Here is a 20,754-nt window from a genome sequence, read left to right as displayed (position 1 = left end):
TTACTTTCGTCAAATATCCATCATGAAAATTTCTTCTCGTCAATCGATGTGGCAGGCGACATGGTCCAGGCTCTGAAGCCGAGCACAGATCTCGCCAACCGGATCGCCAGGGCCTACCCCACGCTCAGCAATGGGCATCGGCGCATTGCGGATTTCGTGCTGCAGCACCCGCTCGAAGCTGCGACCGTTTCGATAGACGGGCTCGCCGACAAGAGCGAGGCTTCGAATGCTACGGTGACCCGCTTCGTGCGCGTGCTCGGCTTCGCCTCGTTCAGCGAATTCCGGGCGGCGCTCGCCGCCGCATTGCAGCTGGCGATGCGGCCGGTCGATGAATTCGCCGACGCGCGGGCCGCGACCGCCTCCACCGTCTCGACCTTCGTTGCCGCGCTCAAGACGCAGCGCGCCAATCTGGACGAAGCGATTTCCGCGCTCGACACCGCGACCGTGGAGGATGCCATCGCGGCCATCCTGGCGGCGCGCAGGATCTTCATCGTCGCATCGGGCGCAAGTCATCCGATCGCGAGCTTCATCGAAGATGGCCTGGCCCTGTATTGCGAGGCCGATGTCGTCTTCGCCACGGCACGCGGCGGACCGGAGCGCGCCTACCGCCACCTGAACTCCGCGGCTGCTGGCGATCTCGTCATCGCGATTTCGGTGCCGCGCTACTCGCGCACCACGGTGCAACTGGCCGCTTACAGCCGGGAGAAGGGGGCCAGGGTGCTTTGCCTCACCGATCTCCCGACCTCGCCGCTGGTGCCTGTCGCCGATCTTTCCCTGTTCGCACCGGCGCGAAATCCGCTGCTGCCGAATTCTCCCGGCGCGATCTTCGCCCTCGCGGACGCGCTGATCACGGCGGTGGCCCGGGAGCGGCCCGACGCGGTCGAGGCGCTGAAAGATCTCAGCCGCAGCCTGCTCTGGACCTTCCAGCACTGAGGGCCCTGCGCATCACCCGTGCTGGCCGGCCGGATATCCGCGGAAGGCCTTCGGCGCGGGAAAGGAATAGGCGCCGCGCTTGCTCGTCGTGAGGCGCAAGGTGACCAGCGCTTCGGCCTGCTTGACCGCCGCCCCGACCCCGTCGATCACCGGCACGCCGAATTCCTGCAGCAGCGACTGGGCGAGGTCCGCCATCCCCGCGCAGCCGAGAACGATCGCCTCGGCATGGTCGGCCTCCAGCGCGAGCGCAATCTCCGCCTTGAGGCGGGACACGGCCGGCGAGCGCGGGTCCTCCAGCGCGAGCACCGGGCTGCCCGTCGCCCGCACCCGGACCTTGCCGGCCATGCCGTAGCGCCCGACCAGTTCCTCGACCGGCACGCGCGCCCGCAGATCGGTGGTAACGATCGTGATCCGCTTGGCGACGAGGCTGGCGAGCGAGAGCGCCGATTCGCACAGTCCCAGAACCGGAATGCCGGCCATCGCCCGCGCCGCGTCCAGGCCGGTATCGTCGAAGCAGCCGATGATTGCGGCGTCCGCACCGGCCGCCTCGCTCTTGCGAAGCTCCGCGAGCAGGCCGGGCACCGCCAGCGCCTCGTCGTAGTAGCCCTCGATCGAGGCAGGCCCCGTCGCGGCGGTGATCGCGACGATTTCGCTCGAAGGCGCTGCGACCGCAACGGCGGCCGATGCCATCTTGCGCGTCATCGACGCGGTCGTGTTGGGATTGATCAAGGCGATACGCATGGGAATTCGGGCTCAGGAGGCGCGATGGCAGGCGATCAGGCGGTCGTCGAGCGATCGGAGAAGGGGGGCGGTCACCGAACAATCCGGCACGGCGATCGGGCAGCGCGGATGGAAGGCGCAGCCAGAAGGCGGCGCGATCGGGCTCGGGACCTCGCCCGACATCGGCCTGCGCTCCCGGTTGGGTCGCTCGACATCGGGAATCGTGTCGAGCAGCAGCCTCGTATAGGGATGGCTCGGGCGGCTGAAGATCGCCTCTGCCTCGCCGCTCTCGACGAAGCGGCCGAGATACATGATCGCCAGCCGGTCCGACATGTGGCGCACGACCGAAAGATTGTGGCTGATGAAGAGATAGGTCAGCCCGAGTTCCTTCTGCAGCCTGACCATCAGGTTGAGGATCTGCGCCTGCACCGAGACGTCGAGCGCCGAGGTCGGCTCGTCGCAGACCAGGAAATCGGCTTCGGTCGCGAGCGCACGCGCAATCGAGATGCGCTGGCGCTGCCCGCCGGAGAAGGCGTGCGGGTAGCGCTCGGCATCGGCCCGCGACAGGCCGACGGTCTCGAGGAGGTCGCCGACGCGCCGGGTTACCGCCGCCTCGTCCGGGCGCAGCTTCAGCTCGCGGATCGGCTCGGCGATGACGTCGCCGACGCGCCAGCGCGGGTTCAGCGAGGCGTAGGGGTCCTGGAAGATCATCTGCACCCGCGGCGGTCCGAAGCTGCCATCGGCACGGCGGATGTCGTGGAAGTGGAGCGCGCCCTCGGTCGGCCGCTGCAGGCCGACGACCATGCGCGCGAGCGTCGACTTCCCGCAGCCGGATTCGCCGACGATGCTGAAGGTGGTGCCGCGCTCGACGGTGAAGGAGACGTTCTCGACCGCGCGCAGGATGCGGCGCGGCTCGCGCGAGAGCAGCCGGGTCAGGGCCGGCGGCGAGACGTCGAAGCGGCAGGACGCGGCGGAAACGGTGAGGATGGGGCTCGGCTCATGCATGGGCCGGCTCCGTCAGCGGGAAATGGCAGGCGGCGGCATGCGGATGGCCCGGCAGGCCGGGCTTCACGTCGCGGCAGAAGGGCTGCGCCCGGCCGCAGCGCGGGTTGAAGGCGCAGCCCGGCGGGATCGCATTGAGGCGCGGCATCGCGCCGTCGATCTGGTTGAGCAGGTCGTGGCGGGCGTGGATGCTCGGGATCGAGGCCATCAGCCCGGCCGTGTAGGGGTGGGAGGGACGGCGCGTGACCTCCTCGACCGGGCCGATCTCGACCACGTTTCCGGCATACATCACGGCGACCCGGTCGGCCGTCTCGGCGATCACGCCCATATCGTGGGTGACGAGCATGATCGCCGTGCCGTGCTCGCGGCAGAGCCGCTTCAGCAGGCTCGTGATCTGGGCCTGGATCGAGACGTCGAGCGCGGTCGTCGGCTCGTCGGCGATGATCAGGCCGGGCTCCGCGCAAAGTGCGAGCGCGATGACGACGCGCTGGCGCATGCCGCCGGAGAACTGGTGCGGATGCTGGTCGATCCGGGTTTCGGCCGCGGGGATGCCGACTTCCTTGAGCAGTTGCAGCGCCCGCGCCCGCGCCTCCGCCTTGCCGACCGGCAGATGGGTCGTGATGGTCTCGACCAGCTGCTCGCCGACGGTCAGGAGCGGGTGGAGCGAGGTCAGCGGGTCCTGGAAGATCGCGCCGATCCGCCTTCCGCGCAGCCGCCGCATCGCCTCCGCCGGCAAATTGTCGATGCGCTGGCCGTCGAGATGGATGCTGCCGCCTGAGATTCGCCCAGGCGGGTCGAGCAGGCCGATCACGGCGGTTCCGGTCAGCGACTTGCCGGCGCCCGACTCGCCGACCACGCCGAGGATCTCGCCCGGCGCGATGTCGAAGGAGACGCCGTCGAGCGCGGTCAACGGGCCATGGCGACCGTCGAAGACGATGCGCAGGTCGCGGACGGAGAGCAGGGGGGCCGGCGTCGTCGCGCTCATGCTGGTCATCGCCTCCGCTCGACGGGATAGCTCGACGAGAAGATCTCGCTCATCGGCGGATTGCCGAGCGTGCGCTCGGGATAGCGCGCCATCACGCCCTCGAACTGGGCCTGGGCGCGCTTCTTGTCCGCGGCCTCGTCGACGCCGGGAATGACGCGGTCCTGCATCGCGAAGCGGCCGTCGATGATCACGGTCGAGAAGTCGCGGCCATGGCCGGCGAGCAGCATCGTCTGGATCGGGTCGATGACCTGCCCGAGATGCGGCCGGTCGAGGTCGAAGACGGTGATGTCGGCGCGGCTGCCCGGCTGCAGCCGGCCGAGATCGGGCCGGCCGAGCGCATCTGCCCCGCCGATCGTCGCGGCATCGTAATAATCCTCGCTGCGCACCGCCCCGACAGTGCCGGCGGTGACGCGCGCCAGGATCATGCCGACCTGGAGGTTCATGATCATGTCTGGCGGGCTGGTGTCGGTGCCCATGCCGATCCGCAGGCCCATCTCGCGATAGCGGCCGAAATGGTCGATGGTGTTGCCGTGCCGCCCCGAGACAAGCGGGCAATGCACGATGGTCGCACCCGCATCGCGGATGATCTCGAGGTCGCGGCCAGGCCGGGCGATATGCCTGCTGCCGGAAACATAGGTTCCGTGCGGCAGCAGGGAACGCTCATTGAGGAAGCCGAGGCTCGCCAGCCATTCCGGCGGGCTCATGCCGTGCTGCGCCAGCACGAGGTCGTATTCGATCTTCGACTGGCAGCAATGCAGCCGGACCGGCACGCCGAGCGAGCGGCCGGCGGCGGCCGTGCGCCGCAGCAGCTCGGCGGTGGAGGTCTCGATCCGGTCCGGCGCCAGCATCGTGCGGATGAGCCCGCCCGCCGCGCCCTCGAAGCGCTCACAGAAGGCGATGGCCGCGTCGAGCTCGGCCAGGCCGCGGGCCTCGTCGTAATGGGTGATGATCCGCCCGTCCGCCTCGACGACCTGATTGCCGGTGCGATAGGCCGGGCCGAGATAGGCGCGCAGTCCCAGCGCGGCGGCGGCCTCGGCGGCATCAGTGAACTCCTCCGCCGTCTCGCCCCACGCACGGTAGAACAGCGAGGCGATCGGCAGCGCGGTGGTGATGCCGTTGCGGATCAGCGTCGCGAAGGCGTGCTTCTTCTGGAAAGCCAGCTCCTCGCGCGAATACATCTCGTAGGGGCCGGCCTCGAGATAGCTGCGCGGCCAGACCCGGCCCTTCTTCCAGGCCGGCTGGTTGTCATAGGCCAGGATCGTCGTGTCGAGATCGGAGAGCGCGTCGAGATCGACGAAGCCCGGCCCGATCAGCGCGTTGCCATAGTCGATCCGGCGCGCGACCTCGCCGTCGAAGCCATGGCCGGTGAAGACGACCTCGCCATCCTCGAAGACGATCTCGCCATGCTCCAGCAGGGCGTGCCGGCCATTGCGATGGCCGACCAGCCAGCGCGCGGTCAGGAGCGTGCGGCCCTGCGGCCTTTCGGCGGTGCGCAGGGTCACGGTGCGGTCCTGACCGAGACGCCATCGCGGGCGACGATCCTGCCGCGCTTGACGACGCGGCGCTTCGGGGAGCGGGTGACGATCGCCTCCGCCACCGTCTCGCCCGGCACCAGGACGAGGTCCGCGACGCAGCCCTCGCCGAGTCCGTAGCCTTCGACACCCATCACCTTGGCGCCTTCGGTGGTGCAGACGTCGAGTGCCAACCGCAGTTCGTCGTCGCGGCGGAAATTGTTGCGCAGGCCGACGAACATGGCGCGTTCCAGCATGTCGGCATTGCCATAGGGGCCCCAGGTGTCGCGGATGCCGTCGGAGCCGGAGCAGACGCGGACGCCGGCGCCGAGCAGCTTCTTCACCGGCGGCGCCGGGCGGCTCGCCGGGCCGGTCGTCATGATCGCGATGTCGAGCTCGGCGAGCTGCTCGATCAGCGGCTCGACCAGGGCCGGGTCGGGCGTGCCGAGGCAGAAGGCGTGGCTGATCGTGACCTTGCCCTTCATGCCGAGCGCACGCGTCCGCTCGATGATCATGTCCATCGAGAAGGCGCCGACCTCGCCCGGCTCGTGCAGATGGATGTCGAGCGGCTTGCCATGGCGCTGGCAGAGCTCGAACACGGCGTCGAGATGGCCCTTCGGGTCGCGGTCGATGGTGCAGGGGTCGAGCCCGCCGACGATTCCCGCGCCGAGCTTCAAGGCCTCGTCCATCAGTTCCAGCGTGCCCGGGCGACGCAGCAGGCCGGATTGCGGGAAGGCGACGATCTCGATGTCGACGATGTCGCGGTATTCGTCGCGGGTCCGCATCACGCCCTCGACGCCCCATAGGCCGTGGTCGGTGTCGACATCGACATGGCTGAGGATATGGGTCGAGCCGGTCAGCGAGGACTGGATGCTCTGGCGGGCGGATTGCCGGGCCGGGTCGATGTCGAGGCGGCGCTTGTTCAGGCGCTCGTTGTCGATCTTGTCGAGCAGCTTCGGGCCGACCTCGTTGACGTACCAGGGCTGGCCCCAGAGGCTCTTGTCGAGATGGGTATGCGCCTCGACGAGGCCGGGCAGCATGATCTCGCCGCGGCCATCCTCGATCGGAGTGCCGGCAGGCGCCTCGATGCCCGCCGCGATCCGCGCGATCTTGCCGTTCTCGATCAGGACGTCGACGGCGGAACCGGCATAGGGACGGACATTCCTGAGCAGCAGGGAGGCGGTCATCGCAGGCGTTTCCTCTTTTCTTGCATTGTCGTGGTCGGGCTAGCACCCACCGTCATTGCGAGCGCAGCGAAGCAATCCAGCTGCGGCAGCGCTCGACGTCCCCCTTGGATTGCTTCGCTGCGCTCGCAATGACGGGAACGAATTCCATGCGCCATCACCGCAGCTTCGGGTTGAGCGCGTCGCGCAGCCAGTCGCCGAGCAGGTTGACGCTGAGCACGATCAGCCCGAGCTGCAGCGCCGGGAAGACGACGAGCCACCACGAGCCGGAGAACAGATACTGGTTTCCGATGCGGATCAGCGTGCCGAGCGAGGGCTGCGTGATCGGCATGCCGACGCCCAGGAAGGACAGCGTCGCTTCCGAGAGGATGGCGAGGCCGAGATTGAGCGTCGCCGCGACCATGACCGGCGTCAGCGTGTTTGGCAGGATGTGACGGCGCATGATGCGCGACGGCGAGACCCTGATGATGCGGGCTGCGAGCACATATTCCTTGCGGCGCTCGACCATGGTCGAGGCGCGCACGGTGCGGGCGTATTGCACCCAGTTGGTCAGGGCGATCGAGACCACGAGCACGAGCGCCGCGAAGGGCTCGCGCAAGGCCGGCGGCAGGAGCTCGCGGAAGATCGCGCTCACCAGGATCGCCATCAGCAGCGTCGGGATCGACAGCACCGTGTCGCCGAGCCGCATCAGCAGGTTGTCGATCCTGCCGCCGTGATAGCCGGCCAGGAGTCCGATGGTGACGCCGATGCCCATCGACACGATGACGCTGGCGAAGCCGATGATCAGCGAGATACGCGTGCCGTAGAGGATGGCCGAGAGCACGTCGCGCCCCTGCGGATCGGTGCCGAGCAGGAAGGGCCATTCGCCGTCGGCGCTCCAGATCGGCGGGATCTCGGCCTTGTCGATGTAGATCTGGCTGAGGTCATAGGGATTCTGCGGTGCGATCAGCGGCGCCAGGAAGGCGCTGGCGACCAGGATCGCGAGCACCAGCGCCGAGAGCCAGGCGGCGGGCGTGCGCCGGAAGCTCCAGCCGATGTCGCTGTCGAGGAAGCGGCGCAAGCCACCGCGGATGGCGTCAGCGCGCATTGGCCGCTCCCGAGACCGCATCGTCGCGCAGGCGCGGATCGACGATGGCATAGGCCAGGTCGACCACGGTGTTCAGCGAGACGAAGATGAAGGAGACGACGATCAGATAGGCCGCCATCACCGGAATATCGACGAAGGTCACGGCCTGGACGAAGAGCAGCCCCATGCCCGGCCACTGGAACACGGTCTCGGTGACCAGCGCGAAGGCGATCAGGTTGCCGATCTGCAGGCCGGTGATGGTGATGACCGGCATCAGGCAGTTGCGCAGCGCGTGGCGGAAATGCACGGCGCGGGGCTTGAGGCCGCGGGCGCGGGCGAAGCGGATGAAGTCGGTGCGCATCGTCTCGAGCATCTCGGCCCGCACCAGCCGCATCACCAGCGTGATCTGGAACAGCGAGAGCGTGATACCGGGCAGGATCAGGGCGCGGCGGCCGGATGGCGTCAGGAAGCCGGTGCTCCACCAGCCGATCTGCACGACCTCGCCGCGGCCGAAGGCCGGCAGCCATTGCAGCGTGACCGAGAACAGCAGGATGAGCAGGATGCCGACCGCGAAGCTCGGCAGCGAGACGCCCAGAACCGAGACGAACTGCAGGACCTTGGCCGGCAGGCTGTCGCGCCGGATCGCGGTGTAGACGCCGAGCGGAATGCCGACCGCCAGCGAGAGGAAGGTCGCGACCAGCACGAGCTCGAAGGTCGCCGGGAAGCGCTCCGAGATCAGGGTGAAGACATCCTGCTGGTTGCGGAAGGAGATGCCGAAATCGCCGCGCAGGGCATTGCCGACGAAGGTGGCGAACTGCATCAGGAAGCCGCGGTCAAGCCCCAGCCGCGTCCGCAGCTCGTCACGCTGCGCCTGGCTCGCCTGCTCGTTCAGCATCAGCTCGACGGGGTCGCCGACGAAGCGGAAGATCAGGAAGGCCAGGAAGGCTACGGCGAGCATCACGCCGGCTGCGTTGAGCAGTCGCTTGAAGAGCAAGGCGGGCATTATCGTTCGATCCCCTGATCTGAGCGAGCTCCCTTGTCATTCCGGGGCTTCGCGAAGCGAAGAACCCGGAACCCACGACCGGGTAACGCGATGGCAAGCGCCTATCGCGGCCGCTCACCCGGTCGTGGGTTCCGGGTTCACGCCTGCGGCGCGCCCCGGAATGACAGCGGCCTCACTTCATCACGGTCAGCCACAGCCGCGGCTTGTTGTCCGAGGCCTGCACGGTCGAGGCGACGGTCTGGCGCATCGCCCAGGCCATCGGCTGCTGGTGCAGCGGGATGAAGAGATGCTCGGCCTTCGCGATCTTGAGCGCTTCCTTCATCATCGGGATGCGCTTGCTGTCGTCGAGCTCGACACCGGCCTTGTCGATCAGCGCGTCGATGCGCGGGTCGCCCCAATTGCCCCAGTTGAACACGCCGCCGGTGCCACTCTTCGAGCGCAGCACCTGCACGAGCAGGGAGTACGCGTCGATCATCGGCTCGTTGGCCCAGCCGAAGGAGATGACGTCGAAATCGCCCTTCACGCGCTTCGGCGCCTGCTGGCTGCGCGGCGCCATGCTGAGATTGGGCTTCAGGCCGGCGCGCGACCACATCGAGGCGACCGCCTGGCAGAATTCCTCCTCGTTGACCAGCGAGTCGCTCTGGCAGTTCATCTGGAAGGAGAAGCCGTTGGGATAACCGGCATCCGCGAGCAACTTCTTGGCGCCGTTGAGGTCAAAGGGCAGGCGCTCGTCCTGCGACGGCTCGTAGCCCGGAATGGCCGGAGCGACGAGCGCGCCGGTATTGCGGGAGAGGCCGCGCATCGCGCGCTTCTGCACGGCGTCGATGTCGATGGCGCGATAGAGCGCCTCGCGCACCTTGATGTCCTTGAAGGGGTTCTTGTCCTTCACATCGCTTTCGAACAGCGCGTCCTTGAGGTTGAAGGCGAAGAAGACCGAGCGCAGCTCGTTGGTCTGCAGCACCTTGACGTCAGGCGAGGCCGAGAGGCGCGGCAGGTCCTGCAGCGGGGCGACGTTGGTGAAGTCGATCTCGCCGGAGAGCAGCGCCGCGACACGGGTCGAGGCCGAGGTGATCGGGTTGAACTCGATCTTTTCGAGGTTGTGCTTCGGCTTGTCCCACCAGCTCGCATTCCTGGCGAAGACGGTCTTGGAATCGGCACGACGGCTCTCGACGAAGAACGGCCCGGTACCGTTGGCGTTGTCGGTGGCGTAGCCCTTGACGCCCTTGCCGGAATCCGTCGGCAGCAGCGAGTTGTTGGCCTCCATCCACTCCTTGTCGAAGATGAAGATGTTGGTCAGGTCGTTCAGCAGCAGCGGGTAGGGCCCGTTGACCTCGATCTCGACGGTATGGTCGTCGATCTTCTTCGAGCTCTTATAGGCCGGCAGGTTGCCCTTGAGCGGCGAGGTCTCGTGCGTCACCCGCTCCAGCGAGGCGATGACGTCGTCGGCGGTGAACGGGTTGCCGTTATGGAACTTGACGCCCTGGCGCAGCTTGAAACGCCAGACCGTCGGCGAAACCGTCTCCCAGGATTCCGCCAGCGCCGGCTCGATCTTGAGATCGCCCGTGTAGCGCACCAGCCCCTCATAGACGTGGTTGAGCACCGAAAGCGTGAAGGTCTCGCCGAAGGAATAGGGGTCGAGCGAGGCGATCTCGCGGGCCGCGCCCCATTTCAGCGTCTTCGCTTCCGCCACCCCGCCAAGGGCCAGAGCCGCAGCGGCCGCCAATAGCCAATGCTTCTTCATCGATCTCTCCTCTCGATGAGCCGTGGCGCGTTTGGCGCTCGTCCGGCTCGGACCCCTCTGCCGCCTTTTTAGCCAGAGTGATGCTTCAGGCGGCATATCGTGTGCGATTAATAATCACTATTGCATACGATAATTGAACGGTATTGTATGCTTTCATTGGACACAAGGGAAAAACTGGAGCTGGGTCGCGTCCCATGGCATCGAGCGTCTCCCAACTCTCGGAACCAATGCGAAGAATCGTCGCCATGTCGGAATCCCGTGCCCCAGGATCGCGCGCGCAATCGGTATACAAGGCGTTGCGCCGCGCCATCATCGAGCAGGCGCTGAAGCCCGGCATGAAGCTGCCGGAGGATTCGATCGGCGAGCAGCTCGGCGTCAGCCGCACGCTGGTGCGCGAGGCTTTCGGGCGGCTCGCCATCGAGGGCCTCGTCGAGCAGAAGCCGAACAAGGGCGCTTCCGTCGCCTATCCGACGCTGGAGGAAGCGCGCGACGTCTTCGACGTGCGTCGCGGGCTCGAGCGGCTGGTGGCGGAGACGCTGGCGGGCCGGCTCACCGCCGCGCAGGCGGCCGAGCTCGAGGCCCATGTGCGGCTCGAGGAAAAGGCCCATGGCCAGGACGGGCCGGAATCGATCCGGCTCTCCGGCGAGTTCCACATCAAGCTCGCCGAGATGACCGGAAACGCGCTGCTGCTGCGCTATGTGCAGGAATCCTCGTCGCGCTGCTCGCTGATCCTGGCGATCTACGGCCGGCCACACTCATCCGAATGCGCCGTCTCCGAGCATCGGCAACTGATCGAGGCGCTGCGCGCCGGCGATGCCGCGCGCGCCACCGAGCTCATGGACCATCATCTGCGCTCCGTCGTGACGCGGGCGCTGCTCACCCCCCGCATCGAGCGCGACATCCGCGACGTGCTCGCGCCCTATGCCCTCAGCGAAGGATTGACCCCGTCGTGACCGCTCACCAGCCCGTGGCTCCCCGGACGCAGGACGCGCCCGGTATCGTCACCTTCGATTTCGCCGCGCTGACGCCGCGCGAGCGCTACAAGCTCCTGATCGGGGCGGTGGTGCCGCGGCCGATCGCGCTGGTCACGACGGTCGATGCCAACGGCATCGTCAACGCCGCGCCGTTCTCATTCTTCAACTGCCTCTCGGCCGACCCGGCGATCCTGGCGCTCGGCGTCGAGTACCGTCCGACCGGCGCGCAGAAGGATACCGGCCGCAACGTCCGCGAGACGCTGGCCTTCACCGTCAACATCGTCTCCGATGCCTTGGTCGAGGGCATGAACGTCTGCGCCGTGCCGTTCGAGCCGGGCGCCGACGAACTCGCCGAGGCGGGGCTCACCGCAATGCCCGGCGTCAAGGTGCCCTGTCCCTGGATCGGCCAGGCACCGGCCGCCTTCGAATGCCGCCACCACACCACGCTCGGCATCGGCAATTCACGCGAGATCATCCTCGGCGAGGTCGTCTATGCACATTTCCGCGCCGACACGGTGAATGACCGGCTCCATGTCGACCCCGCCGCGCTCGATGCGATCGGCCGCATGGGCGGGCAGGGCTATGCCACCACGCGCGACTATTTCGACCTGCCCACCATGTCGGTCGATGCCTGGCGCGCGGACCCCGGCCTGGCGAACGCCCGCCGTTAGCGTTTCCGATCGAGCTGAAACGCTGCCTCCGTCATTGCGAGGAACGTCAGCGACGAAGCAATCCAGGGGCGGCCGTGCTCTACGTCCGGCTGGATTGCTTCGCGGAACTTGTGCTCGGGAGGTGAGACCCTTCTTGAGAATCGGGTCTCGACGGAAGCGAAGCCCCATGCCGATGGCAGTCTCGCGGGCGAGTGGTGGCGCAAATTCGCGGCGGCTCGGCCTTGGATCGTTGGGCACTCTTCGTCTTCGCGTTCTTCTTCATTCAGGAGGCAGTGACGCACGGCAGGCCAACTCGCCGCGGCGGTCCCCGTTGCTCCTGTTGCTACTGCTCGTCTTGGCCGGGCCATACCTCTACTTGGTGATCGAGCAGCGAGGTCGGCGCGCGGCACGGGAGCCCGGTGGCGAGCTTCCAGGAGAGCTGTGGCGGACGATGCGCGTGGCAGTGGCAGTGGCCCTGCGGCGAGGCGCAGAGCTCCCGCGCGTCAGAAGCTGACCCTGATCTGGGCCGCTCCCCCGAGCCGGCTGCCGCTGGCTGAGATCTCGCCGTCGAGGTTTAGACTGAGCGCAAGATGTTCGCTGAGCGATGTCGTGATGCTCGCGCCGATGAGCGCGCTGTTGCGGCCGGCCACCGCCCCTGTCGTGGTAAAGCTCGCGCCGGGGATACCGATCAGGCTCGCGGTCAAATCGGCATCGCGGTGGAAGTAGTGAGCCTACGCGGCGCGCAGATGCCCCTTGAGTGGGATGCTGCCGATCATCGCATCAGCGTCGAGCTAGACACCGAGCTCGCTGCGGCTATAGCCGGCGATCACATGCCGACCGCTTGGGCCGTTGCCGAGGGCGTGGAATGGAGCTGCGTTCGGCCCCCATCTCGCCCGTGACGTCGCTCCGTGGCGGCTCTCGCGCCAGTCTTACGCCAATGCGCTTTCCAAGTCCGATGATTGGTAGGGCTTCACAACCAATCGCGTTCTGCTGTCGAGTGCAACCCCTGGCAGTTGGCTCATGCCTGACGCGAACACCACCGGCAGGTGCGGCCGCGTCTCGCGCAACCGATTTGCCAGTTCGATCCCGCTTAGATCCGGCAACCCGACATCGGTCACGAGCCGGTCGATCTCCTGCGTTGCGGCCAACTGCATCGCTTCGTGCGCATTAGCGGCTTCCAACACCGTGTGCCCCATGGCTCCGATCAAGTCCGCAGTATCCATGCGGATCAATGCGTCGTCTTCTACGAGCAATACTTTCAAGCGCCGGGCTACGGAGGCGTTTGCCAGCTCGGATGCGACAGCGGCGCTTCCCAGCAGCTCGCGGACTTTGCGAGCGAGCGCTTCTCGTGTGTAAGGCTTTGAGAGCAGGCTCACACCCTCGTCGAGCCGTCCGCCATGGACGATCGAGTTCTCGGTATAGCCAGAGGTGAAGAGCACGTGGAGATTTGGAAGACGCTGCTTTGCCTTGCGGGCGAGCTCGGGACTTTTCAGCGCACCGGGCATGACGACGTCCGTGAACAACAAGTCGATCGCAATGCTGCTCTCGATTACGGCCAACGCTTGCGCGGCGTCTTCGGCCGTCAACACGTGATAGCCCAACTCGCCCAGCAGGCTCACGACAGTATCACGCACAGCAGCGTCATCCTCGACCAAGAGGATGGTTTCGCTGCCGCCTGTCACCGGGCTGCTGTCGTACTCGACGACATTATCCTCGGCCTTGTGCGATCGGGGCAGGTAGAGGCGCACTGTCGTACCATGGCCCGGCTCGCTGTAGATCTTCACATGACCGCCAGATTGCTTGACGAAGCCGTAGACCATCGACAGGCCGAGGCCCGTTCCCTTGCCCTGGGGCTTGGTTGAGAAGAACGGCTCGAACACTTTTTCCAGGATCTCAGGCGACATGCCGGAGCCGGTATCCGTGACGCTGATCGCCACATATTGTCCGGCAACGACCTCGTTGTTCGCGCGTGCGTACATCTCATCGAGGAACGAATTTCCCGCCTCGATCGTGAGTTTTCCGGTGCCCTCCATGGCATCGCGAGCATTGATCGCGAGATTGAGCAGTGCGTTCTCGACATTGGTGGGATCGGCAAAAGTGTTCCAGAGCCCGCCTGCGACGATCGTCTCGATCTGGACGGCTTCGCCAAGCGAGCGTCTCAGCAAATCATCCATGCCCCGAAGGAGGCGGCCGACATTGATCGCACGCGGCGCAAGCGCCTGGCGGCGCCCGAAGGCAAGCAACTGAGATGCAAGCCGTGCCCCTCGCTTCACGCCTGTCATGGCGTTCTGGAGCCGTCCGCGGGCCTTGTCCGACAATTCGGCCTCCCGCCCGACGAGTTCAATATTGCCGCCGATGACCTGAAGCAGATTGTTGAAATCGTGCGCGACCCCGCCGGTCAGATTGCCGACGGCCTCCATTTTTTGTGCCTGGGCAAGCATTGCCTCGATGCGATGTCGCTCGTCGGCCTCTGCCTTGACCTTGCCATGCGCCTCGACGAGTTCGGCGGTTCGCTCCCTGACCTTATCTTCGAGTTCGGTCTTCGTCCCTGCCAGCTGCCGAGAGGCATCCGACAGCGCGTCTCGAAGCGTGATGAACTCACGCAGCCGGGTCGGTATCGATAGCGGCTCAGGCGAGCGCCCCAGAAACGCGCTCGCTTTGGTCAAGGCGCTTAGAGGCGTGGCGACCATCCGCCAAAGAAAAAGCGCGGCCAGCGAGCTGAGTAATAGCGAGATGATGCCGCCGGCGAGAAGCCATTGGACGGCTGTCCACAATGGGCGTTCGATAACGGCCTGTCGGATGTTTGCAGCAACAAGCCAACCCGATAGCTCCGAGCGCGCGTACCCGACCAGCACCTCGTCCCCGTTCGCGCTCGTCCCAACAAAGACGCCCTGGCCGCCCTTGGCTTGAGCGAGGAAGGCAGAAACGCCTGGATGCCCAGAGAACCGTTCATGCTCTTCGGACCGCGTTACATAGACACCAGCTCGATCACCGACGCCAATGAGCCAGGCACGAATGGCGTTTGCCCGTACGACATCCGCGACCAGTTTTGTCTCGGCGCTTACATGCAGCAGGTATCGGGGCGATCCCTTGACCATGATCGGCACGATCACGGCGATGAGCGGCTGCTGCGCCAGTGCTCCCTGGAAGACGTTGGAGACGACCGGTCGCCTCCCGGCAATGACCTCATCGTCGCCGGGTAGCGGTGTGAGCGGCAGGGGCGTGCCCCAGGGGCGCCGAGTATTGACCAGCTGCTGCCCAGAAAGCTCGCGTAACCCGACATCGACGCCGATGAACGCTTTCACAGCTGCAGCCTGGCGACTGAAGGCTTCGAGATTGCCGTCTTGGAGTGCTTCCGAGGTACCCAGCGTTTGTAGCGTGGCTTGCCAGCCGCGCAGCTGCTGATCCACTGCCGAAGCGGCGGTACTCGCGACCTGCATTGCTTCCTGACGGTAGCGCCCGCGCTCCGCGTCCGCGAACCGAGCAAGCAGCAAGGCGGAGAACAAAACCCCAGGAATGACGATGATTGCAAATAGCGCAAGAATGATGTGTCGCGTCGGAACGCTGCGCCTAAACTCACGAGCCATAACGCATTGTTTCCGCGAGAGCCATTTGGCACCAATCACACGCACCGTCCGGATAGACAATAGCGTCTCCTTGGTAAGGGGCTCATTTCAGCCACTGCGCCGCAAGAGCGGTTGCTGCGACACTGTCGAGATCAACGACAACGCCTTGACTGCTGCGGGCATCATCTCCAATCCGGGGGGGGCGCTGGTAGCTGTGCCGCTTGCAGTCCTGCTCAATATCGGAGCGGTGAATTCTGCTTCCGCCGGTGGCGGCGCGGGAGGTGCTCTTTTTAGCGGTTCTGGCGGCGTCGGCGGGAGCGATTCCCCCATTGGCGCTCATCTCTCGACTGGTCGATCAATGCCGGTGGTATCACAACGTCCGCCGAGCGCCCGGCCGCAGCGTCGATCTCACGGTAAGGCGCAACGATACCGCCTTCGCCTCATCCGCCGTGACCCGCAATCAGATCGCGACGGCGGACAGCATCGACAGCATCGGCGTGGCCGCGGGCCACCCCGTACACGACGCAATCGCGCAATTGCCTGACGACAAGGCGCTGATCCGCCGAAGCTTCGACCAGCTCTCTGGCGATATCCGTGCCAGCGCCAAGACCGCGCTGATCGAAGATAGCCAGTTCGTCCGCGATGCCGCGGGCGATCGTATGCGGGCCGCCTTCGGCGGCGTCGCGGCCTCGTCCCTGCCGGTGATGGCGTTTGCCACAGACGGCGCGGTGCTGGCCCCTGTCACCACTGAGCGCCCAGCTTTCTGGGGGCAGGGCTTTGGCGCCTGGGGCCAAACCAATGGCGACAACAACGCTGCCGCTCTCAAGCGTTCGACCGGCGGTTTCCTCATGGGCGCCGATGCCTCCATCCTCGATGGCTGGCGGTTCGGCGTGATCGTCGGCTATAGCCGCACGAGCTTCAGCGCGAAGGATCACGCTTCGACGGGAAGCAGTGACAATTACCATGCCGGCGTCTACGGCGGCACGATCTGGCAGGTGCCGGGCGGTGTGCTCGGCCTCAGGACCGGCCTTGCCTATACCTGGCACGACAGCACGACCAGCCGAAGCGTCACCTTCCTTGGATTCGGTGACAGGCTGCGTGGTCGGCATGATGCCGGAACCTTCCAAACCTTCGGCGAACTGGGCTATCGCATCGATACCAACGTTGCAGCCTTCGAGCCCTACGCCAACCTGGCGCATGTCAGCCTGCGTAGCGACGGCTTTGCGGAACGAGGTGGCGCCGCCGCTCTGTACGGCGCCGGCCAGACGACGGATACGACCTTCACCACGCTCGGCCTGCGCGCTTCGAGCAGCGTTGCTCTCGCGGGCCTCGATCTCGTCGCGCGCGGTACGCTCGGCTGGCGGCATGCCTTCGGCGAGACAACGCCGCTTTCAACACAGGCATTTTCGGCCGGCAACGCCTTCTCCGTCGCCGGAGTGCCAATCGCTCGAAACGCTGCCGTCGTCGAAGCCGGGCTTGATCTCAAGCTGACACCGCAGGCAACTATCAGCCTCTCCTACGAAGGGCAGCTCGCCAACATCGCGAACCAGCACGGGGTTTCGGCCAATTTCAACGTGCGGTTCTGATGGTGCGGTGAGGTGGGGATCATTGATCCCTGCCAATCGGCCACTCCTCGAACCTCTTCACTGATAACCGCTGGCCTTAGGTCGATCACCAGTGCGCACCATGCGGTCGAGCGGTGGTTTATCCCTCGCTGGCTGCCGTCTTCACGCGCTGGCGCTCGACCATACGTCGGTGTCCACGAAACCGGCAGCAGGCCAACTTTCAGAACCGCACAATGAAATCACATTTTTGATCGGCATCGAACACAAATGGGGAATAAGCGGGAATCAGGAAGCAGCCAGCATGGAGGGCCCCATGTTGCTTATTCGCTCCGACCTCGATTTCATTCTCGCGCAGATCATCCAGGCCGAGACCAACGCCCCAGTAACAGACCCCTCGCTCCCCGTTGGGCTTCGTACGGTTGACGGCACGAACAACAGCATCGTGGCGGGGCAAAGCGATTTCGGCTCGGCGGATCGGATATTCCCGAGGCTGACTGATCCGGTTTTCCGCACCGCGGAGATGTCGAGCTCATACGCGCAAACGAGCGGCACGGTGATCGACAGCGAGCCCCGCGTCATCAGCAACCTCGTCGCTGATCAGAATGCCCTCACGAATCCCGCCGCGGCGGCCGTGGATGCCAATCGCGACGGCTTCATCCCAAACGTCTCGCCCGACGGCGGAGCGCCTTTCAATCAGTGGTTCACGTTGTTCGGCCAGTTCTTCGACCATGGTCTCGACCTGGTCGCCAAGGGCGGGAGTGGGACGGTGTTCGTGCCGCTTCAGCCCTATGATCCACTCTATGTGGCGGGAAGTCCGACGAACTTCATGGTGCTGACCCGGGCCACGAACCTGCCCGGAGACGATGGCGTTTTGGGAACGGTCGACGACGTTCATGAGCAGACCAACCTGACGACGCCGTTTATCGACCAGAATCAGACGTATACGTCGCATCCGTCCCACCAGGTCTTCCTCCGCGACTATGCACTCGACGAGAGCGGCGCCCCGGTTGCGACCGGGCGCCTCCTCAATGGCTCTGGTGCGGGCCTTGCCACTTGGGCCGACGTCAAGACGCAAGCCCGCGATCTCCTCGGAATCGACCTTGCGGACGCGGATGTCTCGAACGTGCCGCTTCTCGCGACAGACGAGTATGGCCGGTTCATCCGTGGTCCGAACGGGTTTCCGCAGATCGTCATGGCTGGAGAGGATGGAATCGCCGGCACACCTGACGACAGGCTTGTCGAAGGCGACCCAGCCGATCCCATCGGCACTGACGGCGCTATCCGCACCGGGCACGCCTTCTTGAGCGACATCGCGCACGAGGCGGTTCCGACCGGAAAGGTTGCTGATGGCGACACGGAGGTCAGCCTCGCGAATCTCGACGGCTCGGATGTCAGCGGAAGCTACGACAATGAGCTTCTCGACGCGCACTACATCGCCGGGGACGGACGTGCCAACGAGAACATCGGCCTCACGGCCGTGCATGACGTTTTCCACGCCGAGCACAACCGAATGGTGAATCATCTCAAGGAGGTGATCCTGGCGGAGACGGACAAGGATCCAGCCTTCGTAGCCGAATGGCTCGTGGCAGGGGTCGATTTGTCCGACGGAATCCAGGACATCGAATGGAACGGCGAGCGCCTGTTCCAGGCGGCCCGATTCACCACCGAGATGCAATATCAGCACCTCGTCTTCGAGAACTTCGCGCGCCTCATTCAGCCGAACATCGATGCGTTCGAGGCTCACGACGTCTCCATAGACCCGGCCATTACCGCCGAGTTCGCGCATACGGTGTATCGGTTCGGCCACTCGCTGTTACGGGAGACTGTCGACCGCGTTGACAGTGACGGCAACGTGGTGGACGCCGACCCCTCGACTGCCGGCGACCAGCAGTTGCGCCTGATCGACGCGTTCCTCAACCCTCTCGCCTATGCGGCGTCGGGGGATGAGGCGGCGGCGGAGCTGGTGCGCGGTGCGACCGTGCAGGTCGGCAACGAGATCGACGAGTTCGTCACCGGCGCCCTTCGCAACAACCTGCTCGGCCTTCCCTTGGACCTTGCCACGCTGAACCTTGCGCGCGGTCGCGACACAGGGGTGGCGCCGCTGAACGCCATTCGCGCGGAACTCTTCGAGGCTACGGGAGACGAGAACCTGAGGCCCTATGAGAGTTGGGCCGAGCTTCGCGCCAACATCAAACACCCTGAATCGCTCGTCAACTTCATCGCGGCCTACGGCGTTCATCCTCTCCTGGACGATGCTGCCACAATCGATGAAAAGCGTGCCGCCGCCATGACGCTCGTCTACGGGGTTAGTGATGACCCTTCCACCGAGGTCGACGAGGCCATTTCTCCCGACGCGGACTTTCTGAACGGCACGGGTGCCTTTGCAGGTGTCGAAACCGGCCTCAACGATGTCGACTTCTGGATTGGCGGCCTGGCCGAGAACCCGCTCGCATCGGGCGGGCTGCTCGGCTCGACGTTCAATTTCGTTTTCGAGACACAGATGGAGCGCCTGCAGAATGGCGACCGCTTCTACTACCTCTCGCGACTCGAGGGGACCAACTTCCTGAATCAGCTTGAGGGTACCTCGTTCGCCGAGATGGTGATGCGCAACACCGGAACGACCCATCTGCCCTTCGATGTTTTCTCGGTCCCGACCCACACCATCGAGGTGGGCGACCCAGCGACCTTCCCCGTTGGTGAGGACGGCAGCGCCCTGGTCATCACGGGGCGCGGGGGCGCGGTCGAGTTCGTCGGGGCCGACCCGGTCGTGATGGGCGGCACCGATGACGACGACACGATTCAGGCAGGCGACGGTGACGACACCCTTTGGGGCGATGCCGGTAACGATACGCTCATTGGCGGCGCCGGAGGCGATTCGGTGATCGGCGGCGATGGCAACGACCTGATCACATGTGGAGAGGGCGACGACTTCGCCAACGGTGCTGCCGGCAACGACCTTATCTTGGGCGGCGATGGCTCGGACCTGCTGGTCGGCCTCGAGGGCCGCGACGCAATTCTGGCCGGAGCTGGCGACGACGAGGTGTTCGGGGGCCTGGACAATGATGCCATCGACGGCGGCGCCGGAAACGATGAGCTTCTCGGCAACGAAGGCGATGATACGCTCAGGGGCGGCGAGGGGGACGACCATCTTATCGGTGACAATGGTGGGTCCTTGCCCAAGGCTGTGCCGGACACCGATATGGCAATCTTCTCTGGCCGGTTCCGTGACTATACGATCACTCATAACGCCGATGGCACCATCACTGTAACCGACACGGTCGGAACAGATGGAACTGACACGCTCGAGAGCATTGAATGGTTGCGTTTCGCAGACAGGACAACGCGGGCTGAGGATGGGACGAGAGCTCTGCGTTCCTCGGTCGCGTCCATTCAGGAAGACGCTCTTGTGTTCAGGGATGAGCCAGTTGGCGATCAAGCCGACATTGGCAGCCTGGCTGGGGGGCTCACCGCGCCGCGATCTCCGCTGGTTTTCGTTGAAGCAGAAACGTTGGTGTTTGGCGATCTGGGCGTCCTTGTTCCTGATGACATAACCGATATTTCGCCCGCGGAGGGGGGGGCGCTCCAGGTCGATTTGCCGATCACTCTGGATGCTCCCGCGGTGATCGAAACGGCGGCTATGATACCAATCGCTCCACCAGATCCGTTCCTGTTGTAGCTTCCTGCGGTATCGCCAAATTATCGGCTACGGAACGCGGTGCTGGCCTGCCCCCATCAGGTGGCCCRGTTTTAATCTAATGCATGGTGGGCTTGGCGGCCACGGTTGAGATGGCCCGYGAAGTGGGTTGGGTTTGTGCAGCCGGCCAGAGCACGGCGGGCGGTGCTGGCGGCTTGTA

At 65.4% G+C, this 20,754-nt stretch carries 15 protein-coding genes; 5 read left to right on the top strand and 10 right to left on the bottom strand.

What is annotated here, in order from left to right:
* The first annotated feature begins 60 nt into the window (after positions 1-60).
* A complete protein-coding gene (locus ASE63_RS25750; protein WP_056808453.1) occupies positions 61-933 on the top strand; it encodes a MurR/RpiR family transcriptional regulator in 873 nt (290 codons plus the stop codon).
* A 12-nt stretch (positions 934-945) separates the two neighbouring features.
* Here the strand turns inward: ASE63_RS25750 and ASE63_RS25745 are convergent, their stop codons facing one another.
* The 8 genes from ASE63_RS25745 to ASE63_RS25710 form a co-directional block, all read right to left on the bottom strand.
* Positions 946-1,674, bottom strand: a complete 729-nt coding sequence (locus ASE63_RS25745) for an aspartate/glutamate racemase family protein (protein WP_156410621.1) — start codon at positions 1,672-1,674, stop codon at positions 946-948.
* Between the two features lie 12 nt (positions 1,675-1,686).
* Entirely contained in the window at positions 1,687-2,658 is a 972-nt protein-coding gene (locus ASE63_RS25740; protein ID WP_056808450.1) for an oligopeptide/dipeptide ABC transporter ATP-binding protein, read from the bottom strand.
* A complete protein-coding gene (locus tag ASE63_RS25735) occupies positions 2,651-3,640 on the bottom strand; it encodes an ABC transporter ATP-binding protein (protein WP_156410625.1) in 990 nt (329 codons plus the stop codon). The genes ASE63_RS25740 and ASE63_RS25735 overlap by 8 nt, the downstream gene beginning before the upstream one ends.
* A 5-nt stretch (positions 3,641-3,645) precedes the next feature.
* Positions 3,646-5,142 carry an amidohydrolase family protein gene (locus ASE63_RS25730; RefSeq protein WP_200962625.1) on the bottom strand — a complete coding sequence of 499 codons (1,497 nt, stop codon included), beginning with the start codon at positions 5,140-5,142 and terminating at the stop codon, positions 3,646-3,648.
* On the bottom strand, positions 5,139-6,338 hold the full coding sequence (locus ASE63_RS25725; RefSeq protein ID WP_056808446.1) for an amidohydrolase family protein: 1,200 nt from the start codon (positions 6,336-6,338) through the stop codon (positions 5,139-5,141). The genes ASE63_RS25730 and ASE63_RS25725 overlap by 4 nt, the downstream gene beginning before the upstream one ends.
* Before the next feature lie 154 nt (positions 6,339-6,492).
* Complete coding sequence (locus ASE63_RS25720) at positions 6,493-7,422, bottom strand: ABC transporter permease (RefSeq protein WP_156410620.1); 930 nt, start codon at positions 7,420-7,422, stop codon at positions 6,493-6,495.
* Positions 7,412-8,404, bottom strand: coding sequence for an ABC transporter permease (locus ASE63_RS25715; protein ID WP_056808443.1), 993 nt, complete (start codon positions 8,402-8,404; stop codon positions 7,412-7,414). Before ASE63_RS25715 ends, ASE63_RS25720 begins: the two co-directional genes overlap by 11 nt.
* A 172-nt stretch (positions 8,405-8,576) precedes the next feature.
* On the bottom strand, positions 8,577-10,145 hold the full coding sequence (locus tag ASE63_RS25710) for an ABC transporter substrate-binding protein (RefSeq protein ID WP_056808441.1): 1,569 nt from the start codon (positions 10,143-10,145) through the stop codon (positions 8,577-8,579).
* A 245-nt stretch (positions 10,146-10,390) separates the two neighbouring features.
* Here ASE63_RS25710 and ASE63_RS25705 point away from each other — a divergent pair, with 245 nt between their 5' ends.
* Both ASE63_RS25705 and ASE63_RS25700 read left to right on the top strand, forming a co-directional pair.
* Positions 10,391-11,098 carry a GntR family transcriptional regulator gene (locus tag ASE63_RS25705; protein WP_082610306.1) on the top strand — a complete coding sequence of 236 codons (708 nt, stop codon included), beginning with the start codon at positions 10,391-10,393 and terminating at the stop codon, positions 11,096-11,098.
* The gene (locus ASE63_RS25700) at positions 11,095-11,790 is read left to right on the top strand and encodes a flavin reductase family protein (protein ID WP_244491607.1); all 696 of its coding nucleotides are present in this window, start codon (positions 11,095-11,097) and stop codon (positions 11,788-11,790) included. The genes ASE63_RS25705 and ASE63_RS25700 overlap by 4 nt, the downstream gene beginning before the upstream one ends.
* A gap of 482 nt (positions 11,791-12,272) precedes the next feature.
* Here the strand turns inward: ASE63_RS25700 and ASE63_RS25695 are convergent, their stop codons facing one another.
* Entirely contained in the window at positions 12,273-12,473 is a 201-nt protein-coding gene (locus ASE63_RS25695; RefSeq protein ID WP_056808437.1) for a hypothetical protein, read from the bottom strand.
* A 225-nt stretch (positions 12,474-12,698) separates the two neighbouring features.
* On the bottom strand, positions 12,699-15,356 hold the full coding sequence (locus tag ASE63_RS25690; protein ID WP_056808435.1) for a response regulator: 2,658 nt from the start codon (positions 15,354-15,356) through the stop codon (positions 12,699-12,701).
* A 245-nt stretch (positions 15,357-15,601) separates the two neighbouring features.
* Between ASE63_RS25690 and ASE63_RS25685 the strand changes: the two genes are divergently transcribed.
* Both ASE63_RS25685 and ASE63_RS25680 read left to right on the top strand, forming a co-directional pair.
* A complete protein-coding gene (locus ASE63_RS25685) occupies positions 15,602-16,921 on the top strand; it encodes an autotransporter domain-containing protein (protein WP_162261834.1) in 1,320 nt (439 codons plus the stop codon).
* Positions 16,922-17,021: 100 nt separating this feature from the next.
* Positions 17,022-20,576, top strand: coding sequence for a peroxidase family protein (locus tag ASE63_RS25680; protein ID WP_156410619.1), 3,555 nt, complete (start codon positions 17,022-17,024; stop codon positions 20,574-20,576).
* The last annotated feature ends 178 nt before the right edge of the window (positions 20,577-20,754 follow it).

It is taken from the genome of Allobosea sp. Root381 (assembly GCF_001429395.1).
Classification (GTDB): Bacteria; Pseudomonadota; Alphaproteobacteria; order Rhizobiales; family Beijerinckiaceae; genus Allobosea.
This window is presented reverse-complemented; position numbering and strand designations above follow the sequence as displayed.

Excerpts from the sequence above, each read along its gene's own strand:
- ASE63_RS25680 (WP_156410619.1), top strand. The coding sequence starts at position 17,022 with ATGCGGTCGAGCGGTGGTTTATCCCTCGCTGGCTGCCGTCTTCACGCG.
- ASE63_RS25705 (WP_082610306.1), top strand. The coding sequence starts at position 10,391 with ATGTCGGAATCCCGTGCCCCAGGATCGCGCGCGCAATCGGTATACAAG.
- ASE63_RS25735 (WP_156410625.1), bottom strand. The coding sequence starts at position 3,640 with ATGAGCGCGACGACGCCGGCCCCCCTGCTCTCCGTCCGCGACCTGCGC.
- ASE63_RS25690 (WP_056808435.1), bottom strand. The coding sequence starts at position 15,356 with ATGGCTCGTGAGTTTAGGCGCAGCGTTCCGACGCGACACATCATTCTT.
- ASE63_RS25710 (WP_056808441.1), bottom strand. The coding sequence starts at position 10,145 with ATGAAGAAGCATTGGCTATTGGCGGCCGCTGCGGCTCTGGCCCTTGGC.
- ASE63_RS25720 (WP_156410620.1), bottom strand. The coding sequence starts at position 7,422 with ATGCGCGCTGACGCCATCCGCGGTGGCTTGCGCCGCTTCCTCGACAGC.
- ASE63_RS25745 (WP_156410621.1), bottom strand. The coding sequence starts at position 1,674 with ATGCGTATCGCCTTGATCAATCCCAACACGACCGCGTCGATGACGCGC.
- ASE63_RS25750 (WP_056808453.1), top strand. The coding sequence starts at position 61 with ATGGTCCAGGCTCTGAAGCCGAGCACAGATCTCGCCAACCGGATCGCC.
- ASE63_RS25725 (WP_056808446.1), bottom strand. The coding sequence starts at position 6,338 with ATGACCGCCTCCCTGCTGCTCAGGAATGTCCGTCCCTATGCCGGTTCC.
- ASE63_RS25740 (WP_056808450.1), bottom strand. The coding sequence starts at position 2,658 with ATGCATGAGCCGAGCCCCATCCTCACCGTTTCCGCCGCGTCCTGCCGC.
- ASE63_RS25715 (WP_056808443.1), bottom strand. The coding sequence starts at position 8,404 with ATGCCCGCCTTGCTCTTCAAGCGACTGCTCAACGCAGCCGGCGTGATG.